This window comes from Paracoccus sp. ME4 (assembly GCF_046736325.1).
Taxonomy (GTDB): Bacteria; Pseudomonadota; Alphaproteobacteria; order Rhodobacterales; family Rhodobacteraceae; genus Paracoccus.
Genome location: NZ_CP151276.1, coordinates 501731 through 523747 on the forward strand (window position 1 = coordinate 501731; position 22017 = coordinate 523747).

The 22017-nt window shown below is 71.2% G+C and carries 21 protein-coding genes; 13 read left to right on the forward strand and 8 right to left on the reverse strand.

The genetic code is table 11. From position 1 onward, the window contains the following. Positions 1–61 precede the first annotated feature (61 nt). Positions 62–1291, forward strand: a complete 1230-nt coding sequence (locus AACG61_RS02490; protein WP_148911464.1) for an argininosuccinate synthase — start codon at positions 62–64, stop codon at positions 1289–1291. Further along, a complete protein-coding gene (gene mog / locus AACG61_RS02495) occupies positions 1288–1824 on the forward strand; it encodes a molybdopterin adenylyltransferase (protein ID WP_411838447.1) in 537 nt (178 codons plus the stop codon). Before AACG61_RS02490 ends, mog begins: the two co-directional genes overlap by 4 nt. A gap of 28 nt (positions 1825–1852) precedes the next feature. Here mog and AACG61_RS02500 read toward each other — a convergent pair whose 3' ends face one another. Continuing rightward, complete coding sequence (locus tag AACG61_RS02500) at positions 1853–2572, reverse strand: LrgB family protein (protein WP_411838448.1); 720 nt, start codon at positions 2570–2572, stop codon at positions 1853–1855. Further along, positions 2565–2945, reverse strand: coding sequence for a CidA/LrgA family protein (locus tag AACG61_RS02505; RefSeq protein ID WP_411838449.1), 381 nt, complete (start codon positions 2943–2945; stop codon positions 2565–2567). Before AACG61_RS02505 ends, AACG61_RS02500 begins: the two co-directional genes overlap by 8 nt. 154 nt (positions 2946–3099) lie before the next feature. Between AACG61_RS02505 and AACG61_RS02510 the strand changes: the two genes are divergently transcribed. The 4 genes from AACG61_RS02510 to AACG61_RS02525 all read left to right on the forward strand — a co-directional run bounded on the left by AACG61_RS02510 (position 3100) and on the right by AACG61_RS02525 (position 9050). After that, positions 3100–6549: a chromosome segregation SMC family protein gene (locus tag AACG61_RS02510; protein ID WP_411838450.1), complete on the forward strand. Its 3450-nt coding sequence runs from the start codon at positions 3100–3102 to the stop codon at positions 6547–6549. A 45-nt stretch (positions 6550–6594) separates the two neighbouring features. Next, on the forward strand, positions 6595–7050 hold the full coding sequence (locus tag AACG61_RS02515) for a RidA family protein (protein ID WP_411838451.1): 456 nt from the start codon (positions 6595–6597) through the stop codon (positions 7048–7050). Further along, complete coding sequence (locus AACG61_RS02520) at positions 7050–7799, forward strand: glycerophosphodiester phosphodiesterase family protein (protein ID WP_411838452.1); 750 nt, start codon at positions 7050–7052, stop codon at positions 7797–7799. The genes AACG61_RS02515 and AACG61_RS02520 overlap by 1 nt, the downstream gene beginning before the upstream one ends. 108 nt (positions 7800–7907) lie before the next feature. Continuing rightward, positions 7908–9050, forward strand: a complete 1143-nt coding sequence (locus AACG61_RS02525; RefSeq protein ID WP_411838453.1) for a GNAT family N-acetyltransferase — start codon at positions 7908–7910, stop codon at positions 9048–9050. A 75-nt stretch (positions 9051–9125) separates the two neighbouring features. Here the strand turns inward: AACG61_RS02525 and AACG61_RS02530 are convergent, their stop codons facing one another. Beyond that, positions 9126–9611 (reverse strand): peroxiredoxin, encoded by a 486-nt coding sequence (locus AACG61_RS02530; RefSeq protein WP_411838454.1) that lies wholly within the window; start codon positions 9609–9611, stop codon positions 9126–9128. Positions 9612–9687: 76 nt separating this feature from the next. Between AACG61_RS02530 and AACG61_RS02535 the strand changes: the two genes are divergently transcribed. Beyond that, a complete protein-coding gene (locus AACG61_RS02535; protein ID WP_411838455.1) occupies positions 9688–10890 on the forward strand; it encodes an NAD(P)/FAD-dependent oxidoreductase in 1203 nt (400 codons plus the stop codon). Positions 10891–11018: 128 nt separating this feature from the next. Next, complete coding sequence (gene rsmD / locus AACG61_RS02540) at positions 11019–11582, forward strand: 16S rRNA (guanine(966)-N(2))-methyltransferase RsmD (RefSeq protein WP_411838456.1); 564 nt, start codon at positions 11019–11021, stop codon at positions 11580–11582. A 7-nt stretch (positions 11583–11589) separates the two neighbouring features. Here rsmD and AACG61_RS02545 read toward each other — a convergent pair whose 3' ends face one another. Further along, complete coding sequence (locus AACG61_RS02545) at positions 11590–12759, reverse strand: pyridoxal-phosphate-dependent aminotransferase family protein (protein ID WP_411838458.1); 1170 nt, start codon at positions 12757–12759, stop codon at positions 11590–11592. A 326-nt stretch (positions 12760–13085) separates the two neighbouring features. Here AACG61_RS02545 and AACG61_RS02550 point away from each other — a divergent pair, with 326 nt between their 5' ends. From AACG61_RS02550 to dinB, 3 genes are read left to right on the forward strand one after another with little or no spacing between them, the layout of a single operon-like run. Next, positions 13086–14756: an ABC transporter ATP-binding protein gene (locus AACG61_RS02550; protein WP_411839450.1), complete on the forward strand. Its 1671-nt coding sequence runs from the start codon at positions 13086–13088 to the stop codon at positions 14754–14756. Next, positions 14753–15472 carry a YgfZ/GcvT domain-containing protein gene (locus AACG61_RS02555; RefSeq protein ID WP_411838459.1) on the forward strand — a complete coding sequence of 240 codons (720 nt, stop codon included), beginning with the start codon at positions 14753–14755 and terminating at the stop codon, positions 15470–15472. Before AACG61_RS02550 ends, AACG61_RS02555 begins: the two co-directional genes overlap by 4 nt. Next, positions 15469–16560, forward strand: coding sequence for a DNA polymerase IV (gene dinB, locus AACG61_RS02560; protein ID WP_411838460.1), 1092 nt, complete (start codon positions 15469–15471; stop codon positions 16558–16560). Before AACG61_RS02555 ends, dinB begins: the two co-directional genes overlap by 4 nt. A 7-nt stretch (positions 16561–16567) precedes the next feature. Here the strand turns inward: dinB and AACG61_RS02565 are convergent, their stop codons facing one another. Both AACG61_RS02565 and efp read right to left on the reverse strand, forming a co-directional pair. Beyond that, positions 16568–17764 carry a polysaccharide pyruvyl transferase family protein gene (locus AACG61_RS02565; RefSeq protein WP_411838461.1) on the reverse strand — a complete coding sequence of 399 codons (1197 nt, stop codon included), beginning with the start codon at positions 17762–17764 and terminating at the stop codon, positions 16568–16570. Between the two features lie 121 nt (positions 17765–17885). Then, on the reverse strand, positions 17886–18449 hold the full coding sequence (gene efp / locus AACG61_RS02570) for an elongation factor P (RefSeq protein ID WP_136855380.1): 564 nt from the start codon (positions 18447–18449) through the stop codon (positions 17886–17888). Positions 18450–18819: 370 nt separating this feature from the next. Here efp and AACG61_RS02575 point away from each other — a divergent pair, with 370 nt between their 5' ends. Next, positions 18820–19146 (forward strand): DUF6280 family protein, encoded by a 327-nt coding sequence (locus AACG61_RS02575; protein WP_042251710.1) that lies wholly within the window; start codon positions 18820–18822, stop codon positions 19144–19146. A 57-nt stretch (positions 19147–19203) separates the two neighbouring features. Here the strand turns inward: AACG61_RS02575 and AACG61_RS02580 are convergent, their stop codons facing one another. Both AACG61_RS02580 and AACG61_RS02585 read right to left on the reverse strand, forming a co-directional pair. Next, positions 19204–20157 (reverse strand): 1-phosphofructokinase family hexose kinase, encoded by a 954-nt coding sequence (locus AACG61_RS02580; RefSeq protein WP_411838462.1) that lies wholly within the window; start codon positions 20155–20157, stop codon positions 19204–19206. A 1-nt stretch (position 20158) separates the two neighbouring features. Continuing rightward, positions 20159–20566 (reverse strand): metallopeptidase family protein, encoded by a 408-nt coding sequence (locus tag AACG61_RS02585; protein ID WP_411838463.1) that lies wholly within the window; start codon positions 20564–20566, stop codon positions 20159–20161. Between the two features lie 81 nt (positions 20567–20647). Here AACG61_RS02585 and gltX point away from each other — a divergent pair, with 81 nt between their 5' ends. Beyond that, on the forward strand, positions 20648–21970 hold the full coding sequence (gltX, locus tag AACG61_RS02590; protein ID WP_411838464.1) for a glutamate--tRNA ligase: 1323 nt from the start codon (positions 20648–20650) through the stop codon (positions 21968–21970). Positions 21971–22017: the final 47 nt, after the last annotated feature.

Consider the following 22017-nt stretch of genomic DNA (forward strand, 5'->3'; position numbering starts at 1 on the left):
CCCTTGTGACAACGCGCAAATCGCCGTATTCCCGCTGAAACTTCGACGAAGGGTTAACCGCATGTCCGACGCGCCGAAAAAAGTCGTCCTCGCCTATTCGGGGGGGCTTGATACCTCGATCATCCTGAAATGGCTGCAGACCGAATACGGCTGCGAGGTGGTGACCTTCACCGCCGATCTGGGCCAGGGCGAGGAGCTGGAGCCCGCGCGCGAGAAGGCGCTGATGCTGGGCATCGCGGCCGAGAACATCCACATCGTCGACGTGCGCGAGGAATTCGTGCGCGATTTCGTCTTCCCGATGTTCCGGGCCAATGCGCTCTATGAGGGGCTGTACCTGCTGGGCACGTCGATCGCGCGGCCGCTGATCTCTCAGCATCTGGTGCGGATCGCGCAGGAATCGGGCGCGGATGCGGTGGCGCATGGCGCGACCGGCAAGGGCAACGACCAGGTCCGGTTCGAACTCAGCGCCTATGCGCTGGACCCGTCGATCAAGGTGATCGCGCCCTGGCGGGAATGGGACCTGACCAGCCGCACCAAGCTGATCGAGTTCGCCGAGAAGAACCAGATCCCCATCGCCAAGGACAAGCGCGGCGAGGCGCCCTTCAGCGTGGACGCGAACCTGCTGCACACCTCCAGTGAGGGCAAGGCGCTGGAGAACCCTGCCGAGGCCGCGCCCGACTATGTCTATCAGCGCACCGTGAACCCCGAGGACGCGCCCGATCAGCCCGAGTTCATCGAGGTGACCTTCGAGAAGGGCGATGCGGTCGCGATCAACGGCGAGGCCATGTCGCCCGCCACGATCCTGACCAAGCTGAACGAGCTGGGCGGCCGTCACGGCATCGGCCGTCTGGATTTCGTCGAGAACCGCTTCGTCGGCATGAAGTCGCGCGGCATCTATGAGACGCCGGGTGGCACGGTCCTGCTGGAAGCCCATCGCGGGATCGAGCAGATCACCTTGGACAGCGGCGCGGGCCACCTGAAGGATTCGATCATGCCGCGCTATGCGGAGCTGATCTATAACGGCTTCTGGTTCTCCCCCGAGCGCGAGATGCTGCAGGCCCTGATCGACAAGAGCCAGGAGCATGTGACCGGCACGGTGCGGCTGAAGCTCTACAAGGGCCTGGCGACCTGCGTGGGCCGCTGGTCGGATCATTCGCTCTACTCCGAGGCGCATGTGACCTTCGAGGACGACGCCGGCGCCTACGACCAGAAGGACGCGGCGGGCTTCATCCGCCTGAACGCGCTGCGTCTGAAGCTGATCGCCAACCGCAACGCCCGCGTGGCGAAATGACCGCCGGGGCCGCCCGCATCGCCATCGTGACCGTCAGCGACCGCGCGTCGCGGGGCGAGTACGAGGACAAGGGCGGCCCCGGTGCCGAGGCTTGGCTGCGGGGTGTCGTCACCTCGCCCATGGACATCGAACGCCATATCATCCCCGACGGCCGCGACACGGTCGCCGCCACCCTGCGCGATCTGGCCGACGGGGGCGCGGACCTGATCCTGGTGACCGGCGGCACCGGCCCCGCACCGCGCGACCTGACGCCCGAGGCCGTGGCCGACATCATGGACAAGGAACTGCCTGGCTTCGGAGAGGAGATGCGCCGCGCCTCGCTCCGCGAGGTGCCGACCGCCATCCTGTCGCGCCAGACCGCCGCCATCCGAGGCAAGACGCTGATCATCACCATCCCCGGCAAGCCCGCGGCCATCGCGACCTGCCTGGATGCGGTCTTTGCCGCCGTGCCCTACTGCCTGGACCTGATCGGCGCGGCGCGGGTCGAGACCGACCCCGCCCGAATCGCGGCCTTCCGGCCCAAGGGCGCCTGACCCTTCTTCTTCACTCAAATATCCACCTTCAGCCACCGAAGAGGCGCAGCGCCAAGGGCGCGATGACCGCCGTCAGCACGGCATTCAGCCCCATCCCGATCCCCGAGAAGGCCCCCGCCGTCGCGTTCACCTGAAAGGCCCGCGCCGTGCCGATGCCGTGCGCCGCGACCCCCACCGCAAAGCCTCGCGCGCGCCAGTCGCGGATATTCAGCGCGTTCAGCAGGGGCGTCACCACGATCGCCCCGAAGATCCCCGTCAGCAGGACCAGCGCGGCGGTCATGGTGGGCTGGCCGCCCAGCTGTTCGGCGATGCCGATGGCCACCGGCGCGGTCGTCGATTTCGGCGCGAGCGAGGCCAGGACCGACCCCTCGATCCCGAACCCCCGCGCGATCATAAGGGCCGAGACGACCGCCACCCCCGACCCCGCCAGCAGCCCCGCCAGCATCGGCCAGGCCGCGCGCCGCACGCGGGGCAGGTTGTCGTAAAGCGGCAGGGCCAGCGCCACGGTGGCTGGGCCCAGCATGAAATGGACGAATTGCGCGCCCGCGAAATAGGTCGCGTAATCGGTGCCGGTCAGCCCCAGCAGCGCCGCCAGCAGGATCACCGCGATCAGCACCGGATTAGCCCAGCTGGCCCGGCCCAGGGCCCGCGACAGCGCGTCCCCGGCCAGGTAGGCCACCAGCGTCGCGGTCAGCCACAGAAGCGGCCCCTGCGCCAGATAGGACCAGATCAGCGCCGGATCACTCACGGCCCTGATCCCGCAACGCCTCGCGCTCCTCGGACCCGGTCAGGCGGGCGACGGCGGTGAAGGCCCAGGCCCCCGCCGCGATCGCCAGCAGCGTGGAGCCAGTCAGCGCCGCGGCCAGCCCCAGCCCCTGATCGCGGACCAGATCCCAATGCGCGACGATGCCTACCCCCGCAGGGACGAAGAACAGCGACAGATGCGCCAGAAGCCCGGTCGCTGCCGGGCGGATCGCCTCGGCCAGGGCGGGGCGGATCATGCAGGCCAGAACCAGCGCGACCAGCCCCGTGACCGGGCCGGGCAAGGGCAGCGCCAGCGCGCGGGAGGCGACCTCTCCGCCCAGCTGGAAGGCCAGGATGATGGCAAGCATGCGGATCATGGCCCGCAGCCTAGCGCGGCCCCGATGCCCGCGCCAGAGCCGTGCATCTTGTGGGCCGGTGCCGCGGCAGGGGCGACATCTGGGGCGATTGGTTGACTTGGGGGGCCGCTGCGGGGACAATCGCCGCCTGACCCGAATCTGACGGACGCGACCCTTGCGCTTTGACCGCCTGCGACTGAACGGCTTCAAGAGCTTCGTGGACCCGACCGATCTGGTCATCCGCGAGGGTCTGACGGGCGTGGTCGGCCCGAACGGCTGCGGCAAGTCCAACCTGCTGGAGGCCCTGCGGTGGGTCATGGGCGAGAACCGTCCCACCGCCATGCGCGGCGACGGGATGGAGGACGTGATCTTTGCCGGCACCGCGCGGCGCAGCGCCCGCGCCCATGCCGAGGTCTCGCTGAGCGTGGACAACCGCGACCGCCGTGCGCCCGCGGGCTTCAACGACGACGATCAGTTCGACATCACCCGCCGCATCACCCGCGACGCGGGCAGCGCCTACAAGATCGCCGGCAAGGACGTTCGGGCGCGCGACGTGCAGATGCTGTTCGCGGATGCCTCGACCGGGGCGCACAGCCCGGCGCTGGTGCGCCAGGGCCAGATCAGCGAGCTGATCAACGCCAAGCCCCGCAACCGCCGCCGCATCCTGGAGGAGGCGGCCGGGATCTCGGGGCTTTACGCGCGCCGCCACGAGGCGGAGCTGAAGCTGAACGGGGCCGAGGCGAACCTGACGCGGGTGGACGACACGCTGGACCAGCTGTCCGCCCAGGCCGCGACCCTGGCGCGACAGGCGCGCGCGGCGGCGAGATACCGAGAGATCGGCGCGGCGCTGCGGCTGGCCGAGGGGCTGCTGCTGTACCGCCGCTGGTCGGATGCCGAGGCCGCGCGCCTGGCCGCGGCGCAGGCCCTGAGCGAGGCCGTGCGGACCGCCGGTCACGCGGGTGCCGCAGCCGAGGCCGCGTCCCTGCGGCGGGCCGAGACCGAGGCCGCCCTGCCGCCGCTGCGCGAGGAGGAGCAGATCGCCGCCGCGCTGGTCCAGCGGCTGGCCGTGGAGAGCGAGGCCCTGGCCGAGGCCGGGCGGCGTGCGACCCAGGCCATCACCGCGCTGTCGGGGCGGCTGGCGCAGCTGGACCGCGACATCGAGCGCGAGCAGGCGCTGAACCGCGATGCCGAGGAGGTCGTGCGCCGCCTGAGCTGGGAGGCCGAGCAGCTGCGTGCGGGCGGCGAGGGTCATGACGCGCGGCTGGAGATGGCCTCCGCCCAGGCCGAGGCCGCCGCCGAGACGCTGCACGAGGTCGAGGCCCGGCTGGCCGAGCTGACCGACGAATCCGCCCGACTGGCCGCCCGCCATCAGTCGGCCGAGCGTCTGGCCCATGACCTGCGCACCATGTTCGACCGCGCCGACCGGGCCGCCGCCGAGGCCGCCGAGGCGCTGGCCGCCGCCGATGCCGCCGGAGAGGCCGCGGCCGCCGCGCTGGACCGGGCCGATGCCGCGCAGGATCAGGCCCGCGACCGCACCGAGGCCGCCGAGGATGCGCTGGCCGAGGCCGAGGCCGCGCGCGCCGCGCTGGAGACCCGCGAGGCCGCCGCCCGCCAGGCCCGCGCCGCCGCCGAGGGCGAGGCCGCGGCCCTGGCCGCCGAACGCACCGCCCTGCAGCAGTTGGTCGATCGCGGGCACTCCGGGGGGGCCACGCTGCTGGATAAGGTGGCCGTCGCGCGGGGGCACGAGGCCGCGTTCGGGGCGGCCCTGGGCGACGATCTGCGCGCCGGCGTGGGCGGCGACGGGTCGGGCTGGCACGACCTGCCGGGCTGGGGCGATCCGCAACCTCTGCCCGACGGCGCCGTGCCGCTGGCCCCGCATGTGCGCGGCCCGGACCTGCTGGCGCGGCGGCTGTCGCAGACGGGGCTGGTGCTGGACGCGGGCCAGGGGGCCGCGCTGCAGCCGATGCTGTCGGCGGGACAGCGGCTGGTGACGCCCGATGGTGACCTGTTTCGGTGGGACGGGCTGCGGGTGATGGCGGGGCAGGCGCTGTCCTCGGCCGCGCTGCATCTGCAGAAGGTCAACGAGCTGGCCCATGTGACCGAGCAGGCCGAACGCGCGGAGGCCCGCGCCGAGGAGGCCCGCGAGACCCATGAGGCGGCCCGCGCCGATCTGGCCCAGGCCGCCGAGGTCGAGAAGTCGGCCCGCGATGCGCGCCGCGAGGCCGAGCGCCTGCTGTCCGAGGCCGCGCGCGCCGCGACGCGGGCAGAATCCGATCTGGCCATGGCCTCCAGCCGCGCCGACGGGGCGCGGGCGGAGCTGGCGCGCCACCGCGCCGATGCCGCCGACGCGCAGAGCCGCCTGACCGAGGCCGAGGCGCAGCTTGCCGCGCTGCCCGATCGCGGCGATGCCGCCGCCGCGGTCGAACATGCCCGCACCGGCGTCGAGGGCGCGCGCATCGCCACGATGACCCGCCGTGCCGCGCTGGACGAATTGCGCCGCGAGGGGCAGGCCCGCACCAAGCGCCTGCAGGAGATCGCCAAGGAGGAATCGGGCTGGCGGCTGCGGCTGGAGCAGGCCGGCACGCGCGCGGCCGAGCTGTCCGCGCGGCGCGAGGCCACCGCCGATGAGCTGGCCGAGGCGCAGGATCAGCCTGCCATCCTGGCCGAGCAGGAGGAGGCGCTGGTCACGCGCGGGGTGCAGCTGGAGACGCGGCTGACGGCGGCCCGCGCCGCGCTGACAGCCGCCGAGGATGCCGCCCGCGCCGCCGCCCTGGCCGAGCGCGAGACCGAGCGGCAGGCAGGCGAGGCCCGCGAGACCCGCGCCGCGCGCGAGGCCCGCCAGGAGGCTGCCCGCGAGGCCGAGGCCCTGGCCCGCGCCCGCATCCGCGAGGAGACCGAGCAGAGCCCCGACCAGCTGCGCGCCGCCTTGGGCGAGGTCGACCTGACCGCCCCCGTCGACCGGCTGGAACAGGAGATCGCCCGCCTGCGCGGCGCGCGCGAGGCCCTGGGCGCGGTCAACCTGCGCGCCGACGAGGACAAGCGGACGCTGGAGGCCGAGCGCGACGGTCTGGCTGCCGAGAAGACCGACCTGGAGGCCGCCATCGCCAAGCTGCGCGCCGGCATCGGCAGCCTGAACCGCGAAGGGCGCGAGCGCCTGCTGGCGGCCTTCGAGACGGTGAACGCCAATTTCGCGACCCTGTTCACGACGCTGTTCGGCGGCGGCGAGGCGCGCCTCGTGATGGTCGAATCCGACGACCCGCTGGAGGCGGGCCTGGAAATCATGTGCCAGCCGCCGGGCAAGCGGCTGTCGACCCTCAGCCTGCTGTCCGGGGGTGAGCAGACGCTGACGGCGATGGCGCTGATCTTTGCGGTGTTCCTGGCCAATCCCGCGCCGATCTGCGTGCTGGACGAGGTCGACGCGCCGCTGGACGATGCCAATGTCAGCCGGTTCTGTGACCTTCTGGACGAGATGACCCGCCGGACCGAGACGCGGTTCCTGATCATCACCCACCATGCGGTGACCATGGCGCGGATGGACCGGCTGTTCGGCGTTACCATGGTCGAACAGGGCGTCAGCCAGCTGGTCAGCGTGGACCTGAAGCGCGCCGAGGCTCTGGTCGCCTGACGCGACCCGCGCTAGGGTCCGGGCCGCAACCCAAGCGAGGACCCCATGAGCATCGAGCAGACCCTGGCCGACAAGGGCATCACCCTTCCCGAAGCGCCCATGCCGGCGGCCAATTACGTCCCCTTCGTGCAGACCGGCAACCTGGTCTTCATCTCGGGCCAGATCAGCGCGGACGAGAACGGCCTGATCACCGGCAAGCTGGGCGACACGACCAGCCTGGAGGACGGCGCCGCCGCGGCGCGCCGCTGCGGGCTGGCGCTGATTGCGCAGCTGAAGGCCGCGATCGGCAACCTGGACCGCGTGACGCGGGTGGTCAAGCTGACCGGATTCGTGAACTCCACCCCCGATTTCACCGATCAACCCAAGGTCATCAACGGCTGTTCGGACCTGATGGTCGAGGTCTTCGGCGAGGCCGGGCGTCATTCGCGCGCCGCCGTGTCCGCGCCCTCGCTGCCCTTCGGCGTCGCGGTCGAGATCGAAGCCGTGTTCGAGATCCGCTGATGCTGGACGACCGCTTCCTGACGGTGCCGATCACCCATCGCGGCCTGCATGGCGCAGGGGTCCCCGAGAACAGCCTGGCCGCCGCCCGCGCCGCCATCGAGGCGGGATACGGCATCGAATGCGACATCCAGCCCGGCCCGGACGGGGTGCCGCTGGTCTTTCACGACTATCGGCTGAAGCGGCTGACCGGGGCCGAGGGCGTGATCGGCGCGACCGATGCGCAGGCGCTGGTCGGCCTGCGGCTGCTGGGCACGGATGAGCCGGTCCCGACCCTGGCCCAGTTCCTGGAGCTGGTCGCGGGCCGGGTGCCGCTGCTGATCGAGATCAAGGACCAGGACGGCGCCTGCGGCCCCGATGTCGGCCCGCTGTCCGCCCGCGTGGCCGAGGCGCTGTCGGGCTATGACGGCCCGGTGGCGGTCATGTCCTTCAACCCGCACATGATCGCGGCCTTCCGCGCCGCGGCGCCGGACGTGCCGGTGGGCCTGACCACCTGCGCCTTCCCCGAGGCCGACTGGCCGCAGGTGTCCCCCGCCCGACTCGAGGAACTGGCCCAGATCCGCGATTTCGACGCGGTGGGGGCGTGCTTCATCTCGCATGACAAGGGCGATCTGGACAATCCGCGCGTCGATGCGCTGCGCGCGCAGGGCGTCCCGGTGCTGACCTGGACCATCCGCAGCGCCGCCGAGGAGGAGACAGCCCGCCGCATCGCCACGAACATCACCTTCGAGGGCTATCGCGCGGCCCCCTGATCCAGCCCGGCCCTTCTTCTTCACTAAAATATCCAATTCCGCCGATGCCGCCCCGTGCGACATCGGCGGGGACTGACAATGCCCGCGGCCATGCCTATCTTGCCGGACATGACCGACCTCATGACCCTGACCACCCATCCCTCGATCGCCGCCATCGACCCGACGGTCTGGGACGGTCTGGGCGACGGCAACCCCTTCACCACGCACCGTTTCCTCTCCGCGCTGGAGCAGTCGCGATCCGTGGGCACCGGCACCGGCTGGCAGCCGCTGCACCTGACGCTGGAGCGCGACGGGCAGATCGTCGCCGCAGCGCCGCTTTACGCCAAGTCGCACAGCCAGGGCGAATACATCTTCGATCATGCCTGGGCGCAGGCCTATGCGCGGGCGGGCGGGCGCTATTACCCCAAGCTGCAATGCGCGGTCCCCTTCACCCCCGCCACCGGCGCGCGCCTGCTGGCCCGCGACGACGAGGCCCGCGCGGGCCTTCTGGCGGGACTGATGCAGGTGGCCGGGCGGTTGGACGTGTCGGGGGCGCATGTCACCTTCTGCACCGAGCACGAGGCCGATCTGGGCGAGGCGGCGGGGTTCCTGCCGCGCGTGACGCAGCAGTACCATTGGCTGAACCGCGGCTATGCCAGCTATGACGATTTTCTGGCGGCGCTGTCCTCGCGCAAGCGCAAGGACCTGCGCAAGGAGCGCGCCCGGGCGCAGGCCTTCGGCGGCACCATCCGGCACCTGACGGGCGACGACCTGAAGCCGCATCACTGGGACGCGTTCTGGGAGTTCTATCAGGATACCGGGGCGCGCAAATGGGGGCAGCCCTATCTGACGCGGGCCTTCTTCGACCGCATCCAGGACACGATGCGCGACGACATCCTGCTGGTGCTGGCCGAGATCGACGGCCGAGCCATCGCGGGGGCGCTGAACTTCCTGGGGCCGGATGCGATCTATGGCCGCTACTGGGGCTGCGTCGCGGACCACGCCTTCCTGCATTTCGAGCTGTGCTATCATCAGGCCATCGATCATGCGATCGCGCATGGCCTGGCGCGGGTCGAGGCGGGGGCGCAGGGCGATCACAAGCTGGCCCGCGGTTACGAGCCTGTGCCAATCCATTCGCTGCACTGGGTGCGCGATCCGGGCTTCCTGCGGGCGCTGGAGAATTACCTGGACCAAGAGCGCGACGCGATGGGGGCCGAAATCGAGGCGCTGGCCGACTTCACGCCCTTCCGCAAGGGCGATCCCTCGCCGTGACCGGGCCCTTGCGTCCCGCGAAGGTCCGGGGGGCCAGCCCCCCGGACCCCCCGGTGTCGCGCGGATGGTCCCGCGTCAGACCTTTTCCAGCAGCGATTCACCGGCGCTGACCGTGCAGGTGCCGGGGCTGTCCTCGACGTCGATCGCCTTGACGACGCCATCCTCGACCAGCGCGGCGAAGCGCTTGCAGCGCCCGAAGAAGCCGACCGGGGGCGCGGTGAAATCGAGGCCCATCGCCTTGGTCACGCTGCCGTCCGCATCGGCCAGGACCTCGATCCCGGCCTCGGTCGCGCCGGTCTGATCGGCCCAGGCCTTGGCCACGAAGGGATCGTTCACGGTGATGCAGACGATGCGCAGCACGCCCTTGGCGCGGAACGCGTCGGCATGGCGCACGAAGCTGGGCATGTGCGCATTCGTGCAGGTTCCGGTGAAGGCGCCGGGCAGGCCGAACAGCGCCACCTTGCCCTGCATCAGGCCGGCGGTGTCGACGGCCTCGGGGCCGGCCTCGCCCACGCGCAGCAGTTGGCCCTCGGGCAGCTTGTCTCCGGCAGTGATGGTCATGATACGCTCCTGAATTGCAACGGATTCGCCGCGACTATAGGGTGCGCGGAACGGACAGGCCAGCAGGGGACGCGGGATGCGCATCGTGATCGTGGGAGGGGGACAGGCGGCAGCCTCGATGGCCGCGCGGCTGCGCGCCAGGGGGCATGAGGGCGCGCTGACCGTGATCGGCGACGAACCGGCCGCCCCCTATCAGCGCCCGCCTTTGTCCAAGGCCTATCTGCTGGGCCAGATGGGGCTGGACCGACTGACCCTGCGCGCGCCCGAATGGTGGCGCGATCAGGGCATCGCGCTGCGCCTGTCGGAGACCGCCCTGTCCATCGACGCGGATGCCCGCGTGCTGCACACCGACCGGGGTGCGCATCCCTATGACGCGCTGGCCCTGACCACGGGGGCTGCGCCGCGCCGCCTGCCCGCCGCGATGGGCGGCGACCTGCCCGGCACGCATGTGGTGCGCGGCCTGGCCGATGTGGACGCGCTGGCGCCGGAGCTGCGCGAGGGGCGGCGGCTGGTGGTGATCGGCGGCGGCTATATCGGGCTGGAGGCCGCGGCGGTCGCGCGCAGGCTGGGGCTGGAGGTCACGCTGATCGAGGCGGCGCCGCGCATCCTGGGCCGGGTCGCGGCGGCAGAGACCGCCGACCTGGTGCGCGACCTGCACCGCGCCCATGGCGTCACCATCCTGGAGGGCACGGCGATCAGCCGCGTCACTGGGGACGACCGGGCGACCGGGGTCGCGCTGACCGACGGGCGTCAGATCCCGGCGGATGTGGTGGTCATGGGCATCGGCGTGCTGCCGCGGACCGACCTCGCGCAGACCGCGGGGCTGGTCCTGGACGACGGCATCGCCACCGACGGCCACGGACGGACCTCGGACCCGGCGATCTGGGCTGCGGGCGACTGCGCCAGCACGCCCTGGCAGGGCGGCAGGTTGCGGCTGGAAAGCGTGGGCGGCGCGATCGACATGGCCGAATGCGTGGCCGACAACATGCTGGGCGCCGGCCGCGACTATGCGCCGCGGCCATGGTTCTGGTCGGATCAGTTCGACGCGAAACTCCAGATCGCGGGCCTGAACGCGGGGCACGATCAGGTCGTGACGCGGGCGGGGCAGGGCGATCACGCGGCCTCGGTCTGGTACTTCCGGCAGGGGCGGTTGATTGCGGTGGACGCGCTGAACGATGCGCGCGCCTACATGGTGGGCAAGCGGCTGATCGACGCGGGGCAGAGCTGCGATCCGCAGGCGGTCGTCGCGGCCCCGGACCTGCGGGCGCTTCTGGCATGATCCGGCCCGGATACGCGGTCGGCCCAGGGGGGGGGGGGCGGGTTGCCCCCCCCCCCCCCCCCCCCCCCCCCCCCCCCCCCCCCCCCCCCCCCCCCCCCCCCCCCCCCCTGCCACCGCGGGACGCAATCATGAGGATCGTCGGCGGCACGCTGCGCGGCCTGAAGCTGGCCGAACTGGGCGCGGGCGATCCCGCGGCCCAGCTGCGCCCCACCACCGACCGGGTGCGCGAGGCGATCTTCAACCTGCTGGTCAACGGCCGGCAGGGCAATCCGCTGCCCGGCGCGCGGGTGCTGGACCTCTTTGCCGGCACCGGCGCCCTGGGCCTCGAGGCGCTGTCGCGCGGCGCGGCGGAGGCGATGCTGGTCGATGACGGGGCCAAGGCGCTGGACCTGATCCGCCGCAACATCGACAGGACCCGCACGGGCGACCGCGCCTCGGTGCTGCGCCGCGACGCGACGCGCCTGCCGCCGCTGGAGGGCGCGCCCTTCCAGGTCGTCTTCCTGGATCCACCCTATGGCCGGGGCCTCGGCGAAAGGGCCATGGCGGCGGCGCTGGCGGGCGGATGGCTGGCGCCCGGCGCGACCGTCGTGTGGGAGGAGAGCCAGCCGCCCGCGCTGCTCCCCGCCCTGACGCTGCTGGACCGGCGCCGCTACGGCGACACGGTGGTCACGCTGGCGCGGCTGGAGACCTGACCTCCGCTCAGGCCGACCGGGCGATGCTGGCCGCCGCGGCCTCCAGGGCGCCCCGGCCATGCGGGATGTCCAGCGCGGTCAGGCCCGCCTCGATGGCGCCAAGCGTGCCCAGCAGGACCCCCGCGTTGCAATGGCCCATATGCGCGATGCGCAGCGCCCCCGTCGGATCGGGCGCGCCCAGACCCACCCCGAGCGTCACGCCGCATTCACGCACCGTCCAAGCCCGCAGCGCATCCGCGCCGGGCAGGGTCACCGCGGTGACGGCGGGCGCGCGCGCCGCGGCCTCGGCCACCGACAGCCGGACCGCGCCCGCCGTGCCCCAGGCATCGACGGCGGCCCAGGTCGCCTGCGCCAGACGGGCGTGACGGCGCCAGACGGCCTCCAGCCCCTCCTCGTCCAGGATCATCGTCAGCGCCTCGGCTAGGGCATAGATCTGCTGGACCGGTGGCGTGCCGCCCCACCAGCGCCACAGCGCGTCCGACTGCGCCCGCAGATGCCAGTCCCACCACGGCGATGTCAGCGCCGTCCGCCCCCGCGCGGCCGCCTTGTCCGAGAACCAGACGAAGACCGTGCCGGGCAGCGTCATCAGCCCCTTCTGGCTGGCCGCGATCAGCACGTCGACGCCCCATTCGTCCATCTTCATCGGCGCGCAGCCCAGGGACGCGATGGCATCCACCACCAGCAGCGCCGGGTGATCGCCCATCGCCGCGCGCAGCGCCGGGATGTCGGCCAGCGTGGCCGTGGCGGTGTCCGTCTGGCAGACCATCACCGCGCGGATGCGGCCTTCGGGGTCGCGGGCCAGCCGTTCGGCCAGCCGCGCCGGGTCGGGGGCGGCGGCGCCGAAGTCCAGCCGTTCGACCGTGACGCCCAGCCCCTCGGTCATCTCGGCCCAGGAGCGGCCGAAATGGCCATGCGTCAGCACCAGCGCCAGATCGCCGGGCGCGAACATGTTGGCGCTGGCGGCCTCCCACCCGGCATGGCCGTTGCCGATATAGGGCGCCAGATGCGCCCGCGTGCCCGCCAGCCGCTTCAGCTGGTCCATGACCTGCAGGTTCAGCTGCGCCAGCTCGTCGGCATAGATGTCCGGAGAGGCGCGATGCGCCGCCGCCAGCACACGGGCAGGCACGGGCGAGGGGCCGGGAATGGCGATCAGGTCGGGGCCGGGGGCAGGGGGCATCGCGGGGGCTTTCCTTCACAACGTGCAAGATCGGTAGGGCCATGGCGCCGCCGCGTCAACGGGGCTTGGCCAAGGGTCGCGGGGGCTGCGCCTTGTGGGGACCCGGCGGGCTGGGGTATGGCTGTGCCAACCCCATCGGGGGCCGGCGCCGTCCGGTCCCGCCGCAGAAAGGCCAGAGAACAGCCGTGGACCCCCGACAGGACAGCCCCTCCCGCCTGATCGCCGCCACCTCCGCCCGCGGCCCCGCCGCCGCGCCGGCGCCCCAGGGCGACCGGGTGCCGGGCCTGCTGCGCCGCCTGTGGGACGACTACTTGCGCCCGCACCGGATGCGCATGGGGCTGGCCTTCCTGCTGATGACCGTCGAGGGTTCCACGCTGGCGCTGATCAGCTGGATGCTGAAGCCGCTGTTCGACCTCGTGTTCATCGGCAAGCAGCCCGGCGCCATCTGGTGGGTGGGGGCCGCGATCTTCGGCATCTTCCTGCTGCGCGCGGTGACGCTTGTCACCAGCCGGGCCCTGCTGACGACGATCTCGCTGTCGGTCTCGACCGCGATGCAGACACAGCTTCTGGCGCATATCCTGACGCTGGACAGCCGCTTCTTCCGCGACAACGCCCCCGGCGCGATGATCGAGCGCATCCAAGGCGACACCATCGCGGTCCAAGGGGTCTGGGCCACGCTGATCACCGGGGCCACGCGCGACGCGATCAGCCTGGCGATGCTCTTCGGGGTGGCGCTGACCATCGACCCGATCTGGACGCTGGGCGCGCTGGTGGGCGCGCCGATCCTGATCATGCCCGCCGCCATCGTGCAGAAATACATCCGCCGCAAGGTGCGCCAGAACCGCGCCAATGCCAGCCTGCGCGCCACCCGCCTGGACGAGGTGCTGCACGGCATCGCCTCGATCCGCCTGAACCGGGCCGAGGCCGACCAGACCGCGCGCTTTGCCCGCATCGTCGGCAACATCCGCAAGGCCGAGACCAAGGTCGCCGCCACCTCCAGCGTCATCCCGGCGCTGACCGACGTCGTCACCGGCATCGGCTTCATCGCGGTGCTGGCCTTGGGCGGCAACGAGGTCATGGAGGGCGAACGCAGCGTCGGCGACTTCATGGCCTTCTTCACCGCGCTGGCCCTGGCCTTCCAGCCGATGCGCCGCCTGGGCGGGATCGCCGGGGTCTGGCAGACCGCCGCCGCCAGCCTGGAACGCATCTATCAGGTGCTGGACGCGCGCCCCTCGGTCGTGTCCGGCCCGCGCGTCACCCCGCCCGAGACGACGCGCATCGCGCTGGACGATGTCTGGCTGTCCTATGACGGGCAGGTCGTGCTGCACGGGCTGACCTTCACCGCCGAAGCCGGGCAGACCACTGCGCTGGTCGGCCCGTCGGGGGCGGGCAAGTCCACCGTCTTCAACCTGCTGACGCGCATGGTCGATCCGGACCGCGGCCAGGTCACCCTGGGCGGCGCGCCGGTCAGCGACTATGACCTGGGCGTGCTGCGCGACCAGTATTCGACCGTGGCCCAGGAATCGGCCCTGTTCGACGAGAGCCTGCGCGACAACATCCTGATGGGCCGTCCCGATGCGTCGGAGGAGGATCTTCAGGCGGCACTGACGGCCGCCAATGTCAGCAACTTCCTGGATGACGGCCGCACCCTGGACAGCCGCGTCGGCCCGCGCGGATCGGCCCTGTCGGGCGGTCAGCGCCAGCGCGTGGCCATCGCCCGCGCTCTGCTGCGCGACGCGCCGGTTCTGCTTCTGGACGAGGCGACCAGCGCGCTGGACACGGCCAGCGAGCGGCTGGTCCAGGACGCGCTGGACCGGCTGTCGGCGGGGCGCACCACGCTGGTCATCGCGCATCGCCTGTCCACCATCCGCAATGCCGACAAGATCGTGGTGATGGAGTCGGGCAGGGTTGTCGAGGAGGGCAGCCATGACCAGTTGATGGCCAAGGGCGGCGCCTATGCCCGCCTGGTCGCGCTGCAGTTCGGAGGGGAAGAATGAGCCGCCAGATCATCCGACTGACCGGCGAGAACCGCGTCGCGTTCCTGCAGGGTCTGGTCACGAACGACATCCGCCGCGCGCCCTGCTGGGCGGCGCTGCTGACGCCGCAGGGCAAGTACCTGGCCGATTTCCTGGTGGTGCCCGAGGGCGAGGCGCTGCTGATCGACGTGGATGCGCGGCTGGCGGACGACCTGCTGCGCCGCCTGTCGATGTACAGGCTGCGCAGCAAGGTCGCGCTGGAGGCGGTGGAGATGCCCGTGGCGCGCGGCACCGGCCCGGCACCCAAAGGCGCTGTGGCCGATCCGCGTCACCCGGCGCTTGGCTGGCGGCATTACGGCGCGGCTGGCGATGACGGCAGCGATTGGGACGCGATCCGGGTTGCCCATTGCATCCCCGAGACCCTGGTCGAGCTGATCCCCAACGACACCTACATCCTGGAGGCCGGGTTCGAGCGTCTGCACGGCGTCGATTTCCGCAAGGGCTGCTATGTGGGCCAGGAGGTCACCGCGCGGATGAAGCACAAGACCGAGCTGCGCAAGGGCCTGACCGTGCTGCGCATCGAGGGCGCGGCCCCCGTCGGCACGCCCATCACCGCCGAGGGGCGCGAGGTCGGTGCGGTCTTCACCCAGTCCGGCGGGCAGGCCATCGCCCATGTCCGCCACGACCGCGTGGCCCCCGGGATGCAGGCCGGCGAGGCGCGGCTGTTCCCGCTGTGAGCGAGCCCGCGCCGGGGCTGCGCAAGATCATCCATATCGACATGGATGCCTTCTTCGCCTCGGTCGAGCAGCGCGATTTTCCCGAACTGCGCGGCAAGCCGGTGGCGGTGGGCGGCTCGGCCGCCCGCGGCGTCGTGGCCGCCGCCAGCTATGAGGCGCGGCGTTTCGGGGTGCGCTCCGCCATGCCCTCGGTCACGGCGGCGCGGCTGTGTCCGGACCTGATCTTCGTGCGCCACCGCTTCGACGTCTACAAGCAGGTGAGCGGCCAGATCCGCGACATCTTCCTGGACTATACGCCCCTGGTCGAGCCGCTGTCCCTGGACGAAGCCTATCTGGACGTGACCGACCATCTGGGGGGCCGCACCGCGACCAAGATCGCCGCCGAGATCCGCGCCCGCATCCGCGAGGCCACCGCCCTGACCGCCAGCGCGGGCGTCAGCTACAACAAGTTCCTGGCCAAGCTGGCATCCGACCAGAACAAGCCCGACGGTCTGTGCGTGATCACGCCAGAACAGGGGGCGGGCTTCGTGCTGTCCCTGCCGGTGGGCAAGTTCCACGGCGTGGGGCCCGCCACGGCGGCCAAGATGCAGGCGATGGGCATCGCCACCGGGGCCGACCTGCGCGCGCAGGACCTGGACTTCCTGCTGCGGCGGTTCGGCAAGTCGGGGCGGTACTACTGGAACATCGCGCGGGGCATCGACCACCGCCGGGTCAGCCCCGACCGCATCCGCAAGTCGGTGGGGGCCGAGAACACCTATTCCGCCGACATCATGACGCTGGACGCGGCGCTGGAGGCGCTGGAGCCGCTGGCCGCCAAGGTCTGGGCCGCGGTCGCGCGCCACGAGTTGCGCGGCCGCACGGTGACGCTGAAGGTCAAGTTCAGCGATTTCCAGCAGATCACCCGCGCCCGCAGCCTGGGCCATGCGGTCGCCTCGCAGGAGGAACTGCTCTCCATCGCCCGCGATCTGGCGCGCGGCGTGCTGCCCGACCCGCGCGGCGCGCGGCTCTTGGGCGTGACCCTGTCGGGCTTCGAGACCCCCGATGACGGCCCCGCCCAACTGTCGCTGTTCGACGACGGGCGGGGCTGAGCGCGGGTCACGGCAGGCGCGTCACGACGCCGATCTGATGGCGCGTCAGGGCGGCCACGAACTCGGCGTGGCGCGTGCGATAGGTGTTCTTCATCCGCGCCAGACGCTCGTCGGACAGGTCCTCGGCCACGGTGCCGGCCAGGCCCTTGCGCGCGAACTCGCCCGTGGTCATGCGCGGCACGCCGAAGAAGTCGGCCAGCTCCTCGACGCGGTTGTCATGGGCCAGCATCACCGTCGGCCGCCCGGCATGCAGCGAGGCCACGCCGCCGTGGAAGCGGTCGCCCACATAGACGTCATGGGCATGGGCCGCCTGACGCCAGGCCGCCGAATCGTTGAAGTAGTAATAGCGGCGGAAGGACACCGGCAGCCCGTTCTCGGCGCTCAGCATCGCGTTCAGGGACGCGGCATCGGCCATGCAGGTGGCCTCGTTGTAGCCGAAGGGACGGTTGGCCAGATCGCCATAGGCGAAGAACTCGTCCTGGAAGACGTAGGAGGCCGACAGACCCTTCAGCGCGCGCACCAGCGCCGCGCCGCGGGCCTGGTTGTGGCCGTCGCGGGTGGTGACATAGCCCGCGGTCAGCACCTCGGCCTGCTGGCCCTTGGCGCGCAGCTCGGTCGCGTCGATTTCCAGGATCGACTGCGGATAGCAGTAGAGGCTGGGGCAGCCCAGGGCAACCGCGTTGCCGAAGCCGTTCTGGTGCAGCCAGTCGCGCGTCTCCAGGCCGCGCACGCCCATGACCAGCGCGTTGTCGTTGAACAGCGACAGCAGGTCGCGGGCCGAGGGGTGCAGATCGGCGAGGGGCGCGCGGCCCTGCTTGCCCATGCCCAGCACGACGATGGGGATGCGCCCCACCAGCGGCTTCAGCGCGTTCAGCAGGCGCGTCATGTCCAGCCGCGGGCGGATCATGTTGGCCAGCGACAGCACCAGAAGGTCGAAGTTCTCGCCCACCAGGGTGGCGTAGCGCTCTCCCAGCATCTTCTGCAGGGCTGCGATGTTGGTGTTGGCGGAGCGGGCCGGGTCGCAGGCCAGGATGCGGGACGGGGCCTCGCCATGGATCAGGTTGCCGCGGTTCCCGGTCAGGTCATGGCTGGGCTTGATCCCCGCCAGCGTGTCGACGAGGCCGTACTGGACCCCGCCAAGCGAGGGCAGTCGGGTCGCCGGGCGCACGAAGGTGGAGCCGGGGCCATGAAACAGTATTCGCATCGTCGCTGCCTTCCGAAAATCAAAAGGCCCGTCCGGGGGGATGATCCCGGACGGGCGTCGATGTCACCGCTATCACGTCGCGGGGCGGGCTCGCAACCGGCAGGCCCGCGCCCGGGCGCGATCAGGCGCGTTCGCTGTATTCGAACATCTCGGTGTTGACGATGATCGCCTCGCCCTCGCCCACGAAGGGCGGAATCATGATGCGCACGCCGTTGTCCAGGATCGCCGGCTTGTAGCTGTTGGCGGCGGTCTGGCCCTTCACGACCGGCTCGGTCTCGGCGACGGTGCAGGTGACCTTCTGCGGGATCGAGACCGACAGGGCCTCCTCGCCGTAATATTCGATGGTGGCGGTCATGCCGTCCTGCAGGAAGGGGCGGCGGTCGCCCAGCAGATCGGCGTCCAGCTCGGTCTGCTCGAAGGTCTCGCTGTCCATGAAGACCAGCTTGCCGTCGGTCTCGTAGAGGAACTGCTGGTCCTTCTGGTCGAGGCGCACGCGCTCGACCTTGTCCTCCGAGCGGAAGCGCTCGTTCAGCTTGCGGCCGTCGCGCAGGTTCTTCAGTTCGACCTGGGCGAAGGCGCCGCCCTTGCCGGGCTTGACGTGGCTGACCTTGACGGCGCCCCACAGGCCCCCGTCATGTTCCAGGATGTTGCCGGGGCGGATTTCGTTGCCGTTGATCTTGGGCATGGGATGATGACTCACGGGGGTTGCGGAAATGTCGGAGCGTCGCAGCAGGGGCCGTTGAACGATCTGTCGCGCCTCCTATATCGAGGCAGGTCTGGACAGGCAACCAGATCGGTTTGGCGGCGTTGTCAAGCCGTGATGGGCGTTCACGCGGCGTCATGCGCACAGGGAGGCGACGATTTTTCCCGCAGATTGCGTGTCATGCAGTATGGACATGGCTGACATGCAACCGAGGGGATACCGAATCGGCGTCGCGAAGGGCTAAGCCAAGCGCCACCGTCGGAGAAACGGATCGAAGAAACAGGGGAACGTCAAGTTTTCCCCGCACGGGTTCCATTTTCCCCATGGGACCCCAAGAGATGGACGACACAAGATGCGCGATTTTGTTGACGGCTCGGCTTTCAACTTCGAACAGGGCCAGCGCGCCCGCAAGCTGTTTGCGGCGGTTGTTCTGGCGGCCCTTGATGATGCCATTGCGGATGACAAGAAATACGGCAACGGCCCCGAGCAGATCGCCCGATGGGCCCGCTCGCGCGACGGGCGCGAGGTGCTGTCCTGCGCCGGCATCGACCCGAACGAGCGCGTGGTGAAGGGCCTGATGGAATTCGTGTCCAAGGGCGTGCGCACCTCGGTCGCGCTGTCGCGCGAGGAGAGCGAGCGTCGCATGGCCGCCGAAGCCGAGGAAGCCGAAGCCGCCTGAGGAATCCCGCCGGGTTCTCGGATCGCCGGGCCGCCCCATGGGCGGCCTTCGGCATTCTCACAGTCGCGTGATGACGCGCTGCGAATAGAAGTGCCTCACATCTTCGGCATCGCAGAGATCGGTCGCGGGGGTCATCACCGCCGCCGACGCGGCCGCGGCGCCGAGGGCCAGCGCCTCCTGCACCGGCCAGCCGCGCGCCATGGCCAGCACGAAGCCTGCGACGAAGCTGTCGCCCGCGCCCACCGCGCTGACCACCCGGACGGGGGCGGCTACCGCGTGCCAGGCCCCGTCGGGCCCCGCCACGACCGAGCCGTCCGCGCCCCGCGCCACGATCACCGACCGCGCCGCCCCGTCGCGCACCAGGCCTGCAGCAAAGGCCGCGCTGTCGCTGCGCAGGGGCAGGGGGCGGCCGGCCAGGGCCTCGGCCTCCAGGCTGTCCATGCGCAGCACGTCGACCGGGATCGACGATCCGGCCAGCGCGCGCAGCGCCTCGCCCGAGGCATCGACCAGCAGGCGCGCGCGCCCGTCCTTCAGGCGCACGGTCAGCATCTGCTCGAACCCCGGCGCGATGCCGGGCGGGTTCGAGCCGGACATGACCACCCAGCCCCCGGCCAGCGCGGCCTCGGCGATGGCGGCGATGGTGCCGGACAGCTGGGTCATGTGCCATTCCGGCCCCGGCATCACGAAACGGTACTGCGTGCCGCTGGCGCGGTCGGTGACGGCCAGGGACTGGCGCGTCTCGCCGGGCGCGGTCAGGCGCAGCAGGCTGAGGCCCGCGGCCTTCAGCAGATCGGCCAGCCGGGTGCCCGTGGCCCCGCCCAGGGCGACCATGGCCGTAGACTGACCGCCGATGATCTTGATCGCGCGGCTGACATTGATGCCGCCGCCGCCCGGATCGGCGCGCGGCTTGTCGCAGCGCAGCTTGAGGTCGGGCACGACCGCATCGGCGGCGGTCGCCAGGTCCAGCGCCGGGTTCAGCGTGACGGTCAGGATCGGGGCCTGACCGCTCATGTCACTCCCACCACTGGTCGATGGTGGCGATGTCCTCATCGGACCAGCCGAAGTGGTGGGCCATCTCGTGCGTGACGATATGAACGACCAGATCGCCCAGGGTGACATCCCCGCGCGCGGCCCATTCGTCCAGGATCGGGCGGCGGAACAGCCAGATGATGTCCGGGCCGCCGGGCTGGTCGGCGATGGACTTCTCGGTCAGGGGGATGCCGTCATAGAGGCCGGTCAGCTCGAACGGGTCGTCGATCTGCAATTCGTCCAGCACGTCCTCAGGGGCGAATTCGGCCACCTGCAGGGCGACCTGGGCGGCCGCCTCGCGGAATTCGGGGGGAAGTCCCGCCAGCGCGCTGCGGGCCATGGCCTCGATCCGGGCGGCGTCGGGGGCAGTCACGGCATCCCAGTCTGTCATTGCGGCGTCTCCTGCGTCCATGCCCCCGATATGGACAAAAATGCCCGGCTGTGAAAGAGCAACAGCAACAGGAGACGCCCCATGACCATCACCCGCTTCGCGCCCTCGCCCACCGGCCATATCCATGTCGGCAACCTGCGCACCGCGCTGTTCAACTATCTGATCGCCCGCAAGACCGGCGGCACCTTCATCCTGCGCCTGGACGACACCGACCAGGAGCGCAGCAAGGAGGAGTATGTCGAGGGCATCAAGCGCGACCTGGACTGGCTGGGCCTGCACTGGGACCGGGTCGAGCGGCAGTCGCTGCGCCTGGACCGCTATCGCGCCGAGGCGGATGCGCTGCGCGCCTCCGGGCGCCTCTACGAGGTGTTCGAGACCCCGGTCGAGCTGGACCTGAAGCGCAAGAAGCTGCTGAACATGGGCCGCCCGCCGGTCTATGACCGCACCGGCCTGTCGCTGTCGGACGCGGACAAGGACCGCCTGCGGGCCGAGGGACGCGAGGGATACTGGCGCTTCCTGCTGGACCAGAACCGCATCGAATGGACCGACGGCATCCTGGGCGACATCTCGATCGACGCCGCATCCGTCAGCGACCCGGTGCTGATCCGGGCGGACGGGCAGGTGCTTTACACCTTCGCCAGCAGCGTCGACGACACCGACATGGGCGTGACCCATATCGTGCGCGGGTCGGACCATGTGACCAACACCGCGACCCAGATCCAGATCATCCAGGCCATCGGCGGCACGCCCCCGGCCTTCGCGCACCATTCGCTGCTGACCGGCGCGAAGGGCGAGGAGCTGTCCAAGCGGATCGGCGCGCTGTCGCTGAAGGACCTGCGCGAGGCGGGCGTGGCGCCCGAGGCGCTGATCAGCCTGATGGCGCGGTTGGGGTCGGGGGTGCCGGTGGGGCTGGCCTCGCTGGACGAGCTGGCCGAGAGCTTCGATCTGGGGCAGTTCGGCGCCTCGCCCACCAAGTTCGATGCCGAGGACCTGTGGCCGCTGACCCGCGAGCGCAACCAGGCGCTGCCCTTCGCGGCGGTGGCCGAGCGCATCGCGGCCTTGGGCGTGCCGGAGGAGCAGGCCGAGCGCTTCTGGCGCGTGGCGTCCCAGAACATCATCCGGCTGGAGGATCTGGCCGACTGGTGGCGCATCTTCAACGAGGGCGCCGAGCCGCAGATCGACCCCGAGGATGCCGATTTCGTGGCCCGGGCCATGACCCTGCTGCCCGAGGGGCCATTCACCGACGCGACCTGGGGCGAGTGGACCGCCTCCGTCAAGGAGGCGACCGGCCGCAAGGGCAAGGGCCTGTTCATGCCGCTGCGCAAGGCGGTCACGGGCCAGGCCCACGGCCCCGACATGTCGGACGTGATGCCGCTGCTGCGCGTGGTCAAGGCGCGCGCCTGATTGCGTCCCGCGACGGCGGGGGGCTGGCCGCCCCCCGCACCCCCCGC